This window comes from Paenibacillus sp. FSL E2-0151 (assembly GCF_037993015.1).
GTDB classification, from domain to species: domain Bacteria; phylum Bacillota; class Bacilli; order Paenibacillales; family Paenibacillaceae; genus Paenibacillus; species Paenibacillus amylolyticus.
The window spans coordinates 2,945,164-2,961,643 of record NZ_CP150308.1 but is presented as its reverse complement, the minus strand read 5'-3'; the positions used below and the strand labels follow the sequence as shown (position 1 = coordinate 2,961,643).

Genomic DNA, 16,480 nt, shown 5'->3' with positions numbered 1-16,480 from the left:
GTCATGTTCGGATTGTTTTACAATGATAAAAACGCTTCCTACAGGAAAGTCTAGCGGGAAACGCCAAGTTGTAGCTGATTACAGTTATAACGATTGAAGGAGGACACAATTTTATGAACAGATCAAAAGAAATGGCCTTAAAAAAAGAAATTACCCCTTACGAAAAAAATGATCTCAGACTAAGTATCCGTCAGTTAATCAATACATTGCTCCCGCTCTTCTTGTTATGGGCTGCAGCTTACTTTAGCTTATCGGTTTCCTACTGGCTGACCTTCCCGATTGCCTTGGTGGCATCCGGATTTGTACTGCGGACCTTTATTATTTTCCATGACTGCTGCCATGGTTCATTCTTCAAGAGCAAACGCGCCAACGATATTCTCGGTACCATTACTGGTGTATTAACAGTGACACCCTATCAGCAGTGGAAAAACGAGCATTCTATCCATCACGCAACAAGCAGTAATCTTGACAAACGTGGTGTAGGTGATATCTGGGTTATGACGGTTGACGAATATAAAGCAGCTTCTCCTTGGGGTCGTCTCTTCTATCGGATTTATCGTAACCCGTTTGTATTGTTTTGTATCGGACCCATTTACGTGTTTCTGTTGGCTTACCGTTTTAACCGCAAAGGTGCTAGACGTAAAGAACGTATCAATACACACCTGACTACCGTATTGATCGTTGTGCTCTATGCATTCATGTCCTGGTTAGTCGGATGGCAGGCTTTTGTAATGGTGCAGGCACCTATCTTCTTCTTCTCCGGTTTCTTTGGTATCTGGCTGTTCTACGTTCAACATCAGTTCGAAGAGACGTATTTTGAACATGAAGATGAGTGGAGTTATGTAAAAGCAGCTGTTGAAGGCAGTTCTTATTACAAATTGCCAAAATTATTGCAATGGATCAGTGGTAATATCGGGTTTCACCATGTGCATCACTTGAGCCCACGTGTACCTAACTATTTCTTGGAAGAAGCACATAACGCAACACCACCTTTGCAAAAAGCAACGACTATTACATTACGTTCCAGTCTGGTTGCCCTGCGCTTCCGTCTGTGGGATGAAGATTCTAAACAGTTTATTAGCTTCAGACAGCTCAAAAAGCTATCCCGCAAGCCGTATGTTCAACCGCCTATCCGAGTAACCAATCCAGCGGGTCTGACAGAGAAGCCTTAACTCTGTCGGATTCGTTTTCTTGTGTTCAAGCCATAGTCATGCTACAGTCATGCTAAAGTTGAGTACAAGTTTGAGGAGGAGAATTCCATTCAAAAGTGGATGCAAAATTTTTATAAAAAAACAGGGTTGAACCTTTATGTATGGCTCGCCTTTTTCATCCTGCCATTCTATTTTATATCGCAATATTCTAAATTATGGACGATGGTAACCGGCATCATCATTATCCTCGTTTTCTTCGTCTGTTACCTGCTCGCCTTCATCACCAAGGGCTGGCAGGTGTACATGTGGATTGGAATGCTTATTGCCATATCCATTACGATGACGATCGCCTATGATTATGCCTACTTCTCATTGTTTCTTGCTTTCTTTATTGGGAATATTAAAAATAAAGCCGGTTTCTTCACCCTCTACTCGGTGAACCTGGGAGCCAGTTTCGTAACCATTAATTACGGTTTCATTAATCAGAGTTCTCTGTTGGTGAGCCAACTCCCGTTTGTATTCATCAGCTTAATGGCCTCCATCCTGCTCCCAATCAGTACGTATAACAAAAACAAAACTGAACATTTGGAAGGCCAATTGGAGAATGCGAACAAGCGACTTGATGATCTCGTAAAAATGGAAGAACGCCAGCGTATCGCTCGTGACCTGCACGATACACTTGGACAGAAGCTCTCTCTGATCGGTCTGAAAACCGATCTGGCGAGACGGCTGCTCCGCAATAATCCCGATCAGGCCGAGATTGAATTGAACGACCTCAGACAAACGGCAAGTACAGCTCTGAAGGAAGTCCGGGAAATGGTCACCACTATGCGTGGTACACAATTGGTTGATGAATTGTTCCGGGCGGAGCAGATTCTGAAGGCCGCTTCGATTGAATTTGTGCTGGAAGGTAATCCGAAGTTACAGGATACGTCACAATTGAATGAAAATGTGCTCGGTATGTGCTTGAAAGAAGCTGTCACGAATGTCGTCAAACACAGTCAGGCAACAACCTGTACTATCATCATTAAGGAAACACTAGCGGATAATGTAGTAACCGTTCAAGATAACGGTGTTGGAATAGAACGAACTCGCAAACAGGATCGGCGCGGAACAGGAATTTTGGGCATGAAGGAACGACTTGAATTTGTGAACGGATGTCTGGATATTCGCTCTGCGACAGACATCCCGGGTACAGCGATCATTATTCATGTTCCTAAACTCGTTCACAAACCGATAAAGGAGGCAGAATCATGATTAGAATTGTAATCGCGGAAGATCAGCGCATGATGCTCGGCGCCTTGTCCTCCCTCCTCAATCTGGAGGAAGATATGGAAGTCGTCGGACGTGCCAGCAACGGCCAGGAAGCCCTTGCCCTTGTCCAAGAGCTTGCACCAGACATCTGTCTGATGGATATAGAAATGCCCGTGAAAAGCGGCCTTGAAGCTGCAGAAGAACTCAAAGGAATGAGCTGTAAGGTCATTATCCTGACCACTTTTGCCCGGACCGGATATTTCGAACGTGCCCTAAAGGGCGGTGTCCGTGGTTACCTGCTCAAAGATAGTCCAATTGAAGAACTTGCCGAATCGATCCGCCAAGTTATGAATGGCAGACGCATCTTCGCTCCCGACTTGGTAGATGAAGCTTATGTAGAAGAAAACCCCCTGACAGAACGGGAGAATGCCGTACTAGGCCTCATGGCAGATGGGAAAAACACCAAGGAAATCGCCGGGCATCTGTTCATCACAACGGGCACGGTGCGTAACTACATCTCCATTATTCTCAACAAGTTAAATGCCAGTAACCGCATTGAGGCCATCACTCGCTCCAAGGAAAAAGGGTGGTTCAAATGAAAGCACCGCTTTAACCCATTGAAACAAAAATAAGCATGTACCCCGGCTGCATAAGCTGCGATAACATGCTCAAAATAAAAAGCTTGGCCCAGCAATTTCTTCCTGGGCCAAGCTTTTTTAGGTGTATCGTAACAATCCCAAACTCATTTCTTCTACATTGCAGGATAACCGTAGAATACTTAAGGTTTCACAGATACAACCATGCCAAGAGCTTCTAACGGCACTTGATCGGTCTTAAGCTGATGAATTCGGTTTCCGTCCTGCCATGAGATCGTTACATGAACAGACTGTCCACCACTTGGATATTCAACCTTGATATACCCTTTATCTTTGGGTACTGGCAAGGTATGTGACTCCAGGTACTCCACCATTTTCTTCGCTATGCCCGGATTATTCATTTCATCTTCGGATACCGAACGAATTTCCAGCGTCCATCTACCTTCTTGCCAAGTCAGATATTGACTGCCTGCGGCACCTTCACTCATACCTTTGATGCCATGTCCCAGATCCACAGCCATATCTGCTGGAATATCTTTCAGGTCCGTCTCAGGGAATATTTCTGGCTGATCCGGGTCCTTATAGGTCTTCACTTCATAGGAAGCCAGTACAGGTATCTTACTGTCGGATGCAGTTAAAGATTGATCATTAATGGCAACAGACTGATTGGTAGCGTAGAAGTTCACCTTAAATGCATCCACAGTATTGGACAGTATTGCCGCCCCCAAAGATGTACCCTTATCCAATGTGAATGAAGTGGGTAACGCTGCATCCTTCATCTTCAACTGGTTGCGAACTTGTTTGATCACATCATTCACACCTGAATGACCAGTGGCAACTTGGTTGTCATTTGCCTTCGATCCTGATGTGTCTTCATTATCTGTTGTGCCCGTATTCTCTTTGGTTCCTGTTTCATTTTCATTAGAGAAATCAGCACCACCGCTGCCGGTCTCCGTCTGCTCCCCCACTGTTGTCGTTGGTGAAGAACTATTCTCTGATGATGCTGTATTTGAATCCGGTCCGCCACATCCTGCCAAAGCAAGTAAAACCGCTGTCGTTACTGGAATCGTGATCCATAATGGCTGTTTCTTCATGATGTGTACCTCCTTCGTTGTAGCCAATCTAAAAATTCAAAAGATTAACGCTTGTCGTTCCAGAAGTTAACCGGCTGTACTTTTTTGCTTAATACTTCAAAACGATATCCTTCTGCCTTCAATGTTTTTAATACTTGCGGTAATACTTTCAGCGTTGCTTCCTGGTCGTGCATAAGCACAACAGGTGTTGTTCCGCTCTTTTGCACATTGTGGATTTGCTTCATTACACTGTTATAGACTTTCTGGTGATCCTTCTTGTATTTCCAATCTTCCGAGTCGACATTCCAATCCCATAGATGGAATCCACCCTGGCCCAGAAGTACATTACGGAACGCCGGCTTGAGGTATGGTTTACTACCGTATGGCGTCCGCACGAGACTTGTTTTAACTCCGGCAACCTTGTTCAGACTTGCATTGGCCTGTTGCATCTCTTTCAATCCGCTATATGCAGATTTATAGAATTTGCCTGGAACGTGAGTCACACCATGCAGACCCAATCCATGCCCGTCAGCTACGATACGTTTGGTAGCCTTCTGAAATTGCTCCATTTGAGGTCCCAGCATGAAAAACGTTGCCTTCGCATGATATTGATCCAGAATATCCAGTAACTGACCCGTATGAGCGGTTGGCCCATCATCAAACGTCAGGTATATGATTTTGGAATTTGCTTTGCTTGCACCATCCTTGGATGCAGCTGATTTGGCAGATACCGACTGCGGCAATAATAGTGGAATGATTAATAAAATAGCAAGTGTGACCATGATAGATTTACGAATATGTAGCATAATTAAAAGTCTCCCTTGTGTGTTATATTTCCCCGGGTGTCCATGTTTTTCTACCTTCATCCCTTGGCGATTAATCCTAATACTATCAAAGATAGTGGCTCCTGTTCTCGCTCCAAAGGCTACGGTAGAGTTACACTTTTGTCAGATAAACCTAAAATTTAATACGAATTTGATAGATTTGCGCAAAAAAAGATCCCGTCAGGATAGATCAATTGTGACATATCCTCTATTACCCACATTCAGAATTTTGATAGACCTTTACTCCAATTCAAGCAAATCTATGCAATCATTAAATATCGTTGCATGCAAAAAAACCTGCACAAGTGCAGGCTTCTTTGTCTTCAATCAGCATATGGCATCAAACCATCATCCCTTGCAAGGGGATTGCCCCCATTGCTTTCAGGATCATTACCTCATGCTGTATGTAAATGGTGTTTTGACGCTGGAATCTTATCGACTCCCCACGTGCATTTATTCAGCAGGAGCTGTGAACGAACGTTTGCCAAACTCGGCATCCAGCATGTAGAAGGCATTGCTGTCTTTTTCAATGCGGCGCAGCTTCTGAATAATATTGTCAAACAAAGCTTCCTCTTCAACCTGCTCATCAATGAACCATTTCAGGAAATACATCGTCGCATGTTCACGTTCATTCAGAGCGATGTCAGCCAGATTGTAGAATTTTTTCGTGTTTTGCTGTTCATGAGCATAACCATGCTCAAATACATCCAGCATCGAAGCATATTCATTCTTCGGTTCTGGCAAAGCCTCAAGTGTGGCACGTTGTCCACGATCATTCAGGAATTTGTATATTTTCATGCCATGGAATCGCTCTTCTTCCGCTTGCACGATGAAGAAGTTCGCAAATCCATCCAGACTTTTGCTGGAACAATAGGCTGCCATAGCCAGATATACATGAGCGGAATAAAACTCAAAGTTCATCTGTTCATTTAAAGATTCTGTTAACGTTTGGCTCATAATCAAAACACCTCTTTCTTTCTCTAGGGATGGTTATATTCTAACATAACGTAAGCAGGACTTACACCGATTTTCTACAAAATTCGCCAAGGACTGAACGAACAAAAAAGCTCTGCCGCGATGGCAGAGCTTCTTTCATTCTTTAGAGATATGCAATTATACCAAGAACGCTTTGGAGATGATAACCAACAGGATGAACAGAACCAGAATGGCACCTACAGAAGTGAAACCTCCGTATCCGTAGCCTCTTGTTTCTCCACCTAATACTTCGCTCATTGACCGTACCTCCTCTGCAACAGGTATGGGTTATCTTATGCAGGAAGAACGACTTTGACAGGGCGGATGCCCTAATTATTCAGATTGCTGTTTTTTTCGTTCAGTACCGGGGAGATTGCACACGCATGATATCCAGAAAAGGTACCTTCGCTGTGAACTCTTCTTCGGTATACTCTACATGCACGAGTCGTGTACGGGAGTCCATTTTGACGATGACTCCTTGCACCTGATCTTCTTTGCCCCATACCGTCAACAGTACTTCCGAACGTTCCCGAAAAGCTTCAACCAGCTGGTTTCCCAACTCTTCAAGTTCAAACTCATCCCGTGTAGGTCTTTTTGCTACTTTTGCTTTTGCCAATGTGGCTGCCTCCTCTACTCCGACGTCCCGATTCCACGGGTTGATTGCCGAGTTCATATTCAATTAGTATACCATTCATTTACGTTCGTGTAATCTCATGGCAACCAGAATGAGCAAATTCCTCAGGCAAGTTACCGTTAACCGTGATACCTCCTATTCTTCTCTATACTCCACAATGATGCTGTACTCATTCGATCGGGTTTCGCCAGCCCGTTTTTGTCCATTCCATTCATACGTGTACCTGGCAATCAAGTCTCCTTGCAGCGTCCCCACCTTCTCAGAAGCTAACTTCGCTACATACGAGATGTTTTTTTCCGTTCCAGGCTCAATCACGCCCACATGCAGAACCCGTGGTGTGGAATACTCTGATATGCTCAATTGGAGCTCACCCGTAGCTTGACCAAGCCATCTGGCACCCTCAGGTAAAATGCTCCCAAGTTGTACACGTGCCGGCAAATTACCCGTATTCCCCACACGTACCTGAAAAGTGACGGTACCTCCCTGCTCGACCAATGTGGGTGTCACTTGAACATAAGCCTGAATTATCGGCGCTTTCAATTCGACCACAGCTTCATTGGATGTAATCATCCGCTGCACTGACCGTGAATCTGGCAATCGAAATGTATACATCAGGCTAGCATGATTCACATACCTGTAGTCATCAGGCATCGATTCATCTCGATCTGGAAGTTTCGCTTCGAACTGAATATTCAGAACCGACCGGGCTGTCAACGTCCCCAGATTAAGCCCTTTAGCCAGATTGGTTCCGGGACGTTTAACCCCATTCCAGCGCAGGCTGCCTTCGACAAATGTCACACCTGTGGGCAGTCCATCCAGGAGAGTTCCATCCACCGCATAACTGCTTGCATTGGAGACGGTAATATTATATTGGACGACATCGCCTAATGTGGCCGTTACCGGGAGCACACTTTTCACCACAGAGACCTGGGGCTGTATCACTTCCAGGGTAACCTGATTGGAGTAGACCGTCTCCTGCTGTCCTGCCGAGATATACGCCAGTACAGCTACACTTGATATTCCGTTTGCATCGCTTCCCCCAATAACCTGAACCCGATATTGTATCCTAATTGAGCTTCCGGGCAAAATCTCCCCAAGTTGTATGCCCGTATCAGGCGTTACTTGTGGCGCAAACATTTCATCTACGATGACACTTGCAGGTATAAAAACAATACCCTGTGGCAAAGAAATCGTTACTTGGGCATTCGTGGCTGCAATAAAACCCGGATTGCTAACGATGACGGTGTACATGACAATATCCCCTGAGAAGGTATAGATGTGATCCGCCTGAAAGGAGATCTCCAGCCGGGATGAGACCAGATTGACCTCCACGATATTGGATTGTTCCATACCTGTAACCGTTCTGCCTTCCGGTGTCAAAAACTCATAGTTAACCTGTGCCTGATTCAGCAGCTTCAGTGTCTCAGGTAAACGCAAGATTACAACTTGGAAGTGGTATCGCAACGTGGCTCCGGGCGCGATTTCAGCTGGAGGCAATCCTCTCTCCGGTGATGCTCCCGGTAACGGAATACCATCACGCAGTACACTGTTGGGAAGCAGTGCCGTCTCTGCAGATAGCTGATCCAATAGGTACACTAGGGCCGTAAGATTTCCGGTGTTAACAATTTCAACACGGTAGATAAGAGACTGCCCCAAGGCAGCCTCCGTGACATTGCAGACTTTTCTGACTTCAAGCCTGGGGCCGATCCACGGTGTTACAACCGTATTCGAATAGGATACCTGTTCCAGTTCAGTCGCACCAGAGCTGAATCGAACCAGGGACTGATTCTTTAGCCAGTGGGACAACGGACCGGAAGATTGGCTCATATCACCACAACCTCTACTCTGAATGTAACCGTAACGGAAGCACCCGCAGCAATCGAACCAAGCGTGATGCCTGTATTCGGATTCCCTGTTGGTCTTGGCACACCATCCACCGTAACACTTCCTGGCACAAATACTGTACCGACAGGTACCGGGTCAACCATGACCACATTATTCACCACTTCAATGCCGCTATTGGTTACTACAACCGTATAGGTGATTACATCACCGACAACAGCATCAATGGCACTTGTACTTTTGGCAACAACAACATTTGGTGCAGATACCGGGATAACCAGAACATTCGAAGATACGGTCCCCGTCAACAGACGGCCATCGGGTGGACTAAATGTATAGTTGGCCACCGCCTGGTTAACCAGTTGCTGATCCTGCGGCAACGTATCTACAGTCACCTCGAGGGTAACCGTTACAATAACCGTACCTCCGGACGGTATGGTACCCACAACGATACCTGTCTCTGGATTGGCACCTGGCTGTGGAACACCATCAATCAGAACACTGTTGGGAAGCAGTACGGCTCCATTCGGTATATTGTCCGTTAATGTCAAACTTGCATCCAGATTCCCGCTATTGTTAATGGCAAAAGAATAGGTGATGGTGTCACCAATGGTTGCATTGGAGGTGCTCCCTGTTTTGGTTACGGCAATAATCGGCTGATAGATCGGTGTTACAACCGTATTGGAATACGCTGCTCCCGAGAAAACACCCGATGTGAAACTTACGGAAGACTGACTGCTCACTTGTGGTGGTGTTGGAAGCGTATTGACCCGAACTGCATACGATACCGTTATCGATGCTCCAGGCGCCAAACTACCAAGAGCTATGCCCAGCGCAGGGTTGGCCAAGGCACGTGGGACGCCGTCCACCAGAACACTGCCTGTAACAAATGTGGTGGCTGGGTTAATCGGATCGGTGATCACAATGTTGTTTACCGGGTCAATTCCTTCATTGGTCACAACCATTTCATACACAATCGTGTCGCCTACCACGGCATCAACTACCGAAGCCGTCTTAACTACACTCACGTTCGGAGCAGATACTTGAATGTTGAGTGCGTTGGACGTAATCGTGCCTCCAAGTGTTCTTCCATCAGGTAATGTATACGAAAATGTCGCAGAAGCCTGATTGGTAATGGACTGGCTCAAAGGTAACGTCACAATCACAACGGAGAAGGTAACTAGAGTTGTTGTGGAAACGACACCAAGCGGAATACCCGAAGCTGGATCTGCACCTGGTGCAGAAGCCCCGTTAATAATAACGCTATTTGGAACAAACTCTGTTCCTGCCGGAATGGTATCCGTTAACGTGACAGATGCCCCATAGTTCCCGGTATTGGAAATGGCAATGCTGTACACAACGGTATCGCCTACCGTTGCTATCGTCTGATCTCCCGTTTTCACTGCAGCCAGAATAGGTTGAAAGACCGGAGTTGTAACCGTATTGGAGAATGTGGTCGCTGAGAAAGCCCCTGATGTAAAGCTGACCGTGGACTGATTGTTTAACACTGCACTTGCCGGAAGCGCCGTGACCTGCACACTAAATACAACGGTTACCGTAACACCAGGTGCGATGGAACCAAGTGTTATTCCCGTAGAAGGATTGGCACCAGGGCGCAGAACACCATCGACAAACACGCCGGTTGGCGCAAGAACGGTACTTGTCGGTACTGCATCCGTAAAAACCACATTGTTGACCGTTGCAATTCCGTTATTGGTTACAGCGATGCTATACGTTACGATATCACCAACTGATACCGCCGTTGAAGTTGTGGATTTGACGACATCGACATCCGGTGCCGATACGGTAATGGTCAACACATTGGATAGAACAGACTCCGTGATGTTCCGCCCATCCGGCAATGTATATGATAGAGCTACCGAAGCCTGATTCACCAGTTGTTGCGGACTTGGCAGCGTATCAACAACTACTGAAAAGGTAATTGTGGTGGTAGCTCCTGGAGCCACATTACCTGCGGGGATGCCCGTTGCTGGATTTCCTGCTGGCAGCGGTTGACCGTTCACAATAACGCTATTTGGAACAAGGATGGTTCCGGCTGGAAGGTTATCTGTCAGGTTAATCTGGGCTCCAAAGTTTCCCTGATTGTTCACGGTTATCGTGTAGCTGACTGTATCCCCAACGGTAGCATTTTGTGTACTGGCTGTTTTTTGCGCTGAAAGAATAGGCTGGTACACCGGAGTGACCACGGTATTTGAAAAGGTTGTGCTTGAGAATGTACCTGAGGTAAAACTGACCGTAGAGCGATTGCTCAACTGATCACTTGGCGGGATCGCGTCGATACGGATACTGAATGTGACCGTCGCGGACGTTCCGGGCCCCAATGTACCAAGGGGTACCCCACCTGCCGGATTGGCTCCGGGTTGCGCAACCCCATTCACTGTGACACTCCCTGTAACAAAAGAGGCTCCAGCTGGAATCGGGTCTGAAAACTGAATATTGTTCACCGGTGCAATTCCGCTGTTGGTCACCAGAATGGAATAGGTCACCGTATCGCCTACCGTAGCCGCAGTGGAAGCTGTGCTTTTGACAACAGCGACGTTTGGTGACGAGACCGGGAACGTGAGTGTATTCGAAGTGGCTGAGCCAGTCAACGTCCGCCCATCTGGAGGTGTAAATGTAAAGGATGATGTAGCAAAGTTGCTAAGCTGCTGTGGGGATGGAAGTGAATCCACAACGACGGCAAACGTGACAACAGCCGTCGCCCCTGCTGCTACAATGCCTACCGGAATACCTGTTCCTGGTGTTACTCCCGGCTCTGGCACACCGGATACAACCACACTGTTGGGTACAAAAGTAGTCGCAGAAGGAATGTTGTCTGTGAGAGTAACATTTGCTTCCAGATTGCCAGCATTGCTGACCGTCACCGTGTATACAACCGTATCACCTACAGTTGCATTTACGGTATTTGCTGTTTTGACAAGTGAAATCTGCGGTTGTATGACCGGAGTCTGAGTGGTATTGGACGATGATGACCCTGAAAATGAACCGGATGTGAAGCTGACCGTCGACTGATTGTTAATCTGCGAAGGAATCGGCATGGTAATCGTCACCTCAAAAGTTACGGTAACCTCGGCTCCTGGAGCCAACGTACCGATTGGAATGCCGGCGGTCGGATTGGAGAGCGGGAACGAAGTCCCGTTCACAATGACACTTCCGGGTACAAATGGGGTATTCAAAGGAAGAGGATTGACATATACCACATTATTAACGGCTACTGTGCCGTTATTACGAATAACAGATGTGTATCGAATGACATCTCCGACTACGCCGTACTCTACATTGTCACTGTTGACAATCGTAACATTGGGCAGAGACACTGGAATAGTGATGGTGTTTGATGACGAGAAACCGGCAATCGTTCTCCCACTTGGGAGTGTGTAGGCAAATGAAGCAACCGCCTGATTAATTAACTGCCTTGCATCTGGCAAACTGGTAACCGTCGCAACAAAGGTGACCGTTGCACCTGAGCCCGCAGCAATCTCTCCTAGACTGATACCCGACTCCGGGCTGACTCCAGGTGTAGGTACGCCATTAATAATGACACTATTTGTGCTGAATACTGCTCCTGCTGGAATGGGATCTGTCAAGGTAACCGTTGCAGCTATGTTACCTGTATTGTTAATTTGGATGGTGTAATTAAACGTATCGCCTACAGTCAAACTTGTTGTACTTGCTGACTTCACCACTTGGATCACTGGCAGAAATATGGGGGTATTTACTGATATAGAAGAAGAAACACCGTTAAAACTGCCTGATGTAAATGCTGCATTGGCCTGGTTACTAACCAAACCCGTAGATGGAACGGAATTCACTCGGGTCTGATAGGTCACAGTTACGCTGCTTGAGCTATTCAATGAACCCACTGCGATTCCCGCAACGGGGCTTGCGCTGGGAACAGCAGATCCATTAATCGTGACACTACCCGGGACAAATTCAGAGCCGGATGGTGCATCCGAAATCACCAGATTTTGTACTGCACTAATTCCTGCGTTTGTTGCAACAACGGTATACGTAAGCACATCTCCAACTGTCGCATCTGGTGTGTTTACTGTTTTACTAAGAGAAATATTGGGAGCCGATGCAGATATACGAACGATATTGGATAAGCTGCTGCCTGAGAGATTCCTTCCACTTGGAAGCTGGTACGTATAACTTGCTGTCCCTTGATTCTCCAGTGTCGGGGGAGTCGGAAGTGTGGTGAGTGTAGCGCGAAACACCACCGTAGCCGCAACTCCCGGCAGGAGGCTGCCCAGTGTTATTCCGGTTAATGGGCTTGTTCCAGGACGTGCAGTACCATTCACAGTTACCGAATTCGGGACAAACGTCAGCCCCGCTGGAATCGTATCCGTCACATTCACTTGAGTCGCTATATTCCCACTGTTCGTGACCACAAGTGTGTATGCAATCTGATCCCCCAGTGTCGCATTGGTTTGGCTTGCCGACTTGTTGATACCAACAACAGCTTGGTATACAGGGGTTGTAATGGAATTGGAGTTGGAAATGCCCGTGAACGAACCAGAGCTATAGGACACTACCGCTCGATTAACTAACGAATTTGAAGCAGGCAAAGACTGCACATTCACCTGAAACGTCACCGTCGCAGAACTTCCGGCCGCCAATGTCCCAATAGAGATACCACTGCTCGGATTCGCAGACGGTACAACAGTTCCCCTTACGGTTGCACTGCCGGGAACAAAAGTTATTCCAGTAGGGAGCGCATCTGTAAGTACCACATTGTTAATCACCTGAATACCACTGTTGGTAGTAACTACGGTGTACGTGAAGGTCTCCCCGACAGCAACATCGGTAACGGATGCTGATTTTACCGTGGTCACATTGGGCAATGTTACCGGGATCGTTAAGGTATTCGAGGCGATGTTTCCCGTGATCGTCCGACCATCAGGTGAATTGAAGGAATAAGAAGCTGTCGCCTGATCCACAAGAGTCGGCGGTGTCGGCAAGCTTGTTACAAGTACCTGAAAAGTCACGGTATTGGCACTTCCTGCCGCGAGGCTCCCCAGATTAACGCCGGTAACCGGATTGGCGCCAGCAATCACATTTCCATTCAGACGAAAGCTGCCTGCTACATATGAGCTACCACTTGGAATGTTATCCCTCAATGTAACGTTGGCTGCAACATTCCCTCCGTTGTTCACTTGCAGTGTATAGGTTACTAGGTCACCCACCGTGGCATTGGTGGTACTCGCCGATTTCACAATGGACAGGTTTGGCGAATAAACCGTAAGGGTGGAGTTGTTGGAAGGAATAACTCCGGTAATGACCGGCCCCCCTGCTACACTTTGAAATGTAAAGGCTGCATTGGCCGAATTCACCAGTTGCAGGATGCTTGCATCCTGACCGATGAGTGCTCGATAGGTTACAACAACACTGCTGGATAAAGTTAACGAACCCAGCGGAATGCCTGCCGTCACATCAAGTGTTGGACGGGATACACCTGCAACCGTGACACTGCCAGGAATAAAGGTAAGACCTGCAGGAAGTGAATCGGATAAAACAACACTGGCCGCACTCGCAGTGCCTGCATTGGTAACGGTAACCGAATATAGGATACTATCCCCGGCAACTGCACCGGCGGCGACCGTTGCCTTAGCCAATGTGATCTTGGGTGCATTAATATCAACTTGAATTGCATTGGCGTTGACAATGTAGGCATCCCCCGAGGTTGTTAATGTCAACACCGCAGATGACTGGTTATTGATCAGTCTTGCTGAAACATCCACATTGGTAATATCCCAGCCTTGACGTCCACCGATAATATTCGTACCTGGAGCTCCGTTGATCTGATTTCGTGTCCCAAACGTTCCTGTTGTATTAAGCGCTCCGGTATCTCCGTTAATCTGAGAAGCAAAAAAGTTCGCAGCTAGATTATTGGGCCCGGACAACGCAACCGATGTAGCTGAGGTTGGCCCGAATAATGCCTGGTCACCGGTCCGGTTCGCGTCGCCCTCCTGTGCACTGAACAGTATTCTTCCTCCCAATACACCGGAAAGGGGCGTTGCAAATCCAGTCAGTGTGGTAACAACAGGTGGTGAAGTGGATTGAACGAGTACGCCCCCTGCACGCAAAGACATGTTGCGAAAAGGCAGATTGGGATTCTGATAAATGACTCCAAGTGTCCACCCCGCATGATTGGCCGTGGAATCATTTGTAATAACAATAGTCCCTACCACTGCTCCGGTGATATATGTACCTGCTCCCCCATTTTGTACAAGTGTGGTCACATTGGCGGAACGTACATAGCCAGCAGCACCGCCCCCCAGATCGAATTGATTGTAGGTAAGTGGATCAGGGGTAACACTGGAAGTCCCTGCGGGTGTAATAAACGTAACCGGATTGTTGATGGCAGCACTCAGGTTGACTGTACCATTAATGTAACTTCCGCCCCAGATCAATTCTGCATACAGAACGGTACTTCCAGCAGGTAGTGTTAGAATGGCTGCTGAACTGTTGCTCTGATACAGGCTTGTCGTTCCCAGTGGATAGGTGCCGTATTGGAGGCTGGTGTTGGTTGTGATAAAACCTCCAATACTATCCTGTGTTCCGGGTACTCCCGCTGTTTCCGAACGACTCAGTCCAAGCGTATTTCCTGTAAATGTAATTGCTCCCGTAGCATTAACGGTTGAACGAACGACAAGAGGAATGAAGATCACCTCCCCTTCATCAATGATTTCCTACATATGGAACGGAGCCATGTATATAGTCTATGAGTGTATTGTTGAGTTTTGTTTGTCCTCCATAAAAAGTTTGTGACAACTCGAAACTTCTGTGAGTCTTGTTCTCTCATAACAGTTAAATACATTTGCGTTTTGTTCATTGTGATTTATAATTATCATATACGAGAGTAATTCTGTCGTACCATTATGATGCAGTCAGCGGTGATATATGAAAGGTTTCCATACGCACAATAGTCACATTCCAACAGAGTACGAGTTCAAACATTCCAAATGGATTCAAAAAATGCTTCATGCCTACTGGGTTGTTACGATTGCACATTTCGCCATTCAGATTGGCTGTTTCCTGTTTCTGGAGTACGATCGCACACCTACAGATTTCTTGATGAATGTCCTCTTCTGGCCTACGGCCGTCAGCAGTTCATGCATTTTGTTCGCAAGCTGGGTTGATCGGCGCTTCAGTTCATATTCCTTTTACACCATGTCTATAGCCAGCACGGTTATCGCGTGGACGATTATTCATGTCAATTATGACATTCGGATTATATTAGCAATCTGTCTGTTGCCCATCTTTGCTTCGGTGCTGTTCTTCAGTAAAAAAAGAGTCTGGATTGTCTTTCTGATGCAGATGACTGGTTACTTTCTGGTTTTGTTCGATCCGGCCTACCGGTTGTACCTGTCTTCATTTGACATGGTATCCATTCCTGCTTTTCTAATCCTAGGTACATATGTAGCACAGGTTATCGTAACCAGCGGCGTTGAGGTGCTCGATGATCTTCAGGCCAGCATGCTTGCCAAGCAGGACCTTATTGTGCGAAATGCCATTATGACCAAACAGTCCAAAACAGACGGTTTAACCAACCTTTATAATCAAAGCTCATTCAAGGATTATTATGAAAAAGCATTTGAGTATGCCAATAGTGGCATGAGTCTGCATCTGGCCCTGATCGATATTGATGACTTCAAATCCATTAATGATACGTATGGTCATCGGGTTGGAGACATTATTCTAGAGAAAGTGTCCCTGATCATTCAGGAAACCATTACCTCAAGTGATATTGCAGCACGGTACGGGGGCGAAGAGTTCGCCTTATTGATGTTTGAGCAATCTTTCAAGCAGGCTTATGCCTTGGTGGAACAGATTCGTCAGAAGATTGCCCTGATGGGCCATCTGGAACTTGAAGGAGCTTCCATCACGGTGAGTATCGGTCTCAAAAGCTACAGCCCTAATCTAACCAAAGACAAATTGTTCGAGGAAGTGGATGCCTGTCTGTATGCTGCGAAACGAACAGGTAAAAATAAAACCGTAACATCACTTGATCTGACTTCATCCTTGGCAGAGAAAATATAAATAAAAAAGTTGTGCTGTACACCGGAATTCCGGTTTGTACAACACAACTTTTTTTGGGTCTGAATAT

The 16,480-nt window shown here is 46.6% G+C and carries 11 protein-coding genes; 4 read left to right on the top strand and 7 right to left on the bottom strand.

Annotation, left to right across the window (positions count from 1 at the left end; genetic code table 11):
- Positions 1-113: 113 nt before the first annotated feature.
- The 3 genes from MHI55_RS13695 to MHI55_RS13685 all read left to right on the top strand — a co-directional run bounded on the left by MHI55_RS13695 (position 114) and on the right by MHI55_RS13685 (position 3,004).
- Positions 114-1,172 (top strand): fatty acid desaturase, encoded by a 1,059-nt coding sequence (locus MHI55_RS13695; protein ID WP_340390262.1) that lies wholly within the window; start codon positions 114-116, stop codon positions 1,170-1,172.
- 99 nt (positions 1,173-1,271) lie between these two features.
- The gene (locus MHI55_RS13690; RefSeq protein WP_207765589.1) at positions 1,272-2,408 is read left to right on the top strand and encodes a sensor histidine kinase; all 1,137 of its coding nucleotides are present in this window, start codon (positions 1,272-1,274) and stop codon (positions 2,406-2,408) included.
- Positions 2,405-3,004: a response regulator transcription factor gene (locus MHI55_RS13685; protein WP_036608692.1), complete on the top strand. Its 600-nt coding sequence runs from the start codon at positions 2,405-2,407 to the stop codon at positions 3,002-3,004. The genes MHI55_RS13690 and MHI55_RS13685 overlap by 4 nt, the downstream gene beginning before the upstream one ends.
- Positions 3,005-3,183: 179 nt before the next feature.
- Here the strand turns inward: MHI55_RS13685 and MHI55_RS13680 are convergent, their stop codons facing one another.
- The 7 genes from MHI55_RS13680 to MHI55_RS13650 form a co-directional block, all read right to left on the bottom strand.
- Positions 3,184-4,095, bottom strand: a complete 912-nt coding sequence (locus MHI55_RS13680; protein WP_340390260.1) for a hypothetical protein — start codon at positions 4,093-4,095, stop codon at positions 3,184-3,186.
- A 44-nt stretch (positions 4,096-4,139) separates the two neighbouring features.
- A complete protein-coding gene (locus MHI55_RS13675; protein ID WP_074094795.1) occupies positions 4,140-4,880 on the bottom strand; it encodes a polysaccharide deacetylase family protein in 741 nt (246 codons plus the stop codon).
- 471 nt (positions 4,881-5,351) lie between these two features.
- Positions 5,352-5,855 carry a ferritin gene (locus MHI55_RS13670; RefSeq protein WP_036608705.1) on the bottom strand — a complete coding sequence of 168 codons (504 nt, stop codon included), beginning with the start codon at positions 5,853-5,855 and terminating at the stop codon, positions 5,352-5,354.
- Positions 5,856-6,011: 156 nt separating this feature from the next.
- Positions 6,012-6,131, bottom strand: a complete 120-nt coding sequence (locus tag MHI55_RS13665) for a hypothetical protein (protein ID WP_017688846.1) — start codon at positions 6,129-6,131, stop codon at positions 6,012-6,014.
- 100 nt (positions 6,132-6,231) lie between these two features.
- Entirely contained in the window at positions 6,232-6,489 is a 258-nt protein-coding gene (locus tag MHI55_RS13660; protein ID WP_036608707.1) for a YolD-like family protein, read from the bottom strand.
- Positions 6,490-6,642: 153 nt separating this feature from the next.
- The gene (locus tag MHI55_RS13655) at positions 6,643-8,334 is read right to left on the bottom strand and encodes a DUF11 domain-containing protein (protein WP_051449716.1); all 1,692 of its coding nucleotides are present in this window, start codon (positions 8,332-8,334) and stop codon (positions 6,643-6,645) included.
- On the bottom strand, positions 8,331-15,041 hold the full coding sequence (locus MHI55_RS13650) for a hypothetical protein (RefSeq protein WP_340390258.1): 6,711 nt from the start codon (positions 15,039-15,041) through the stop codon (positions 8,331-8,333). The genes MHI55_RS13655 and MHI55_RS13650 overlap by 4 nt, the downstream gene beginning before the upstream one ends.
- A 232-nt stretch (positions 15,042-15,273) precedes the next feature.
- On the opposite strand from MHI55_RS13650, the gene MHI55_RS13645 reads away from it, so the two are divergent.
- Positions 15,274-16,413 (top strand): GGDEF domain-containing protein, encoded by a 1,140-nt coding sequence (locus MHI55_RS13645; protein WP_047842681.1) that lies wholly within the window; start codon positions 15,274-15,276, stop codon positions 16,411-16,413.
- Positions 16,414-16,480 lie beyond the last annotated feature (67 nt).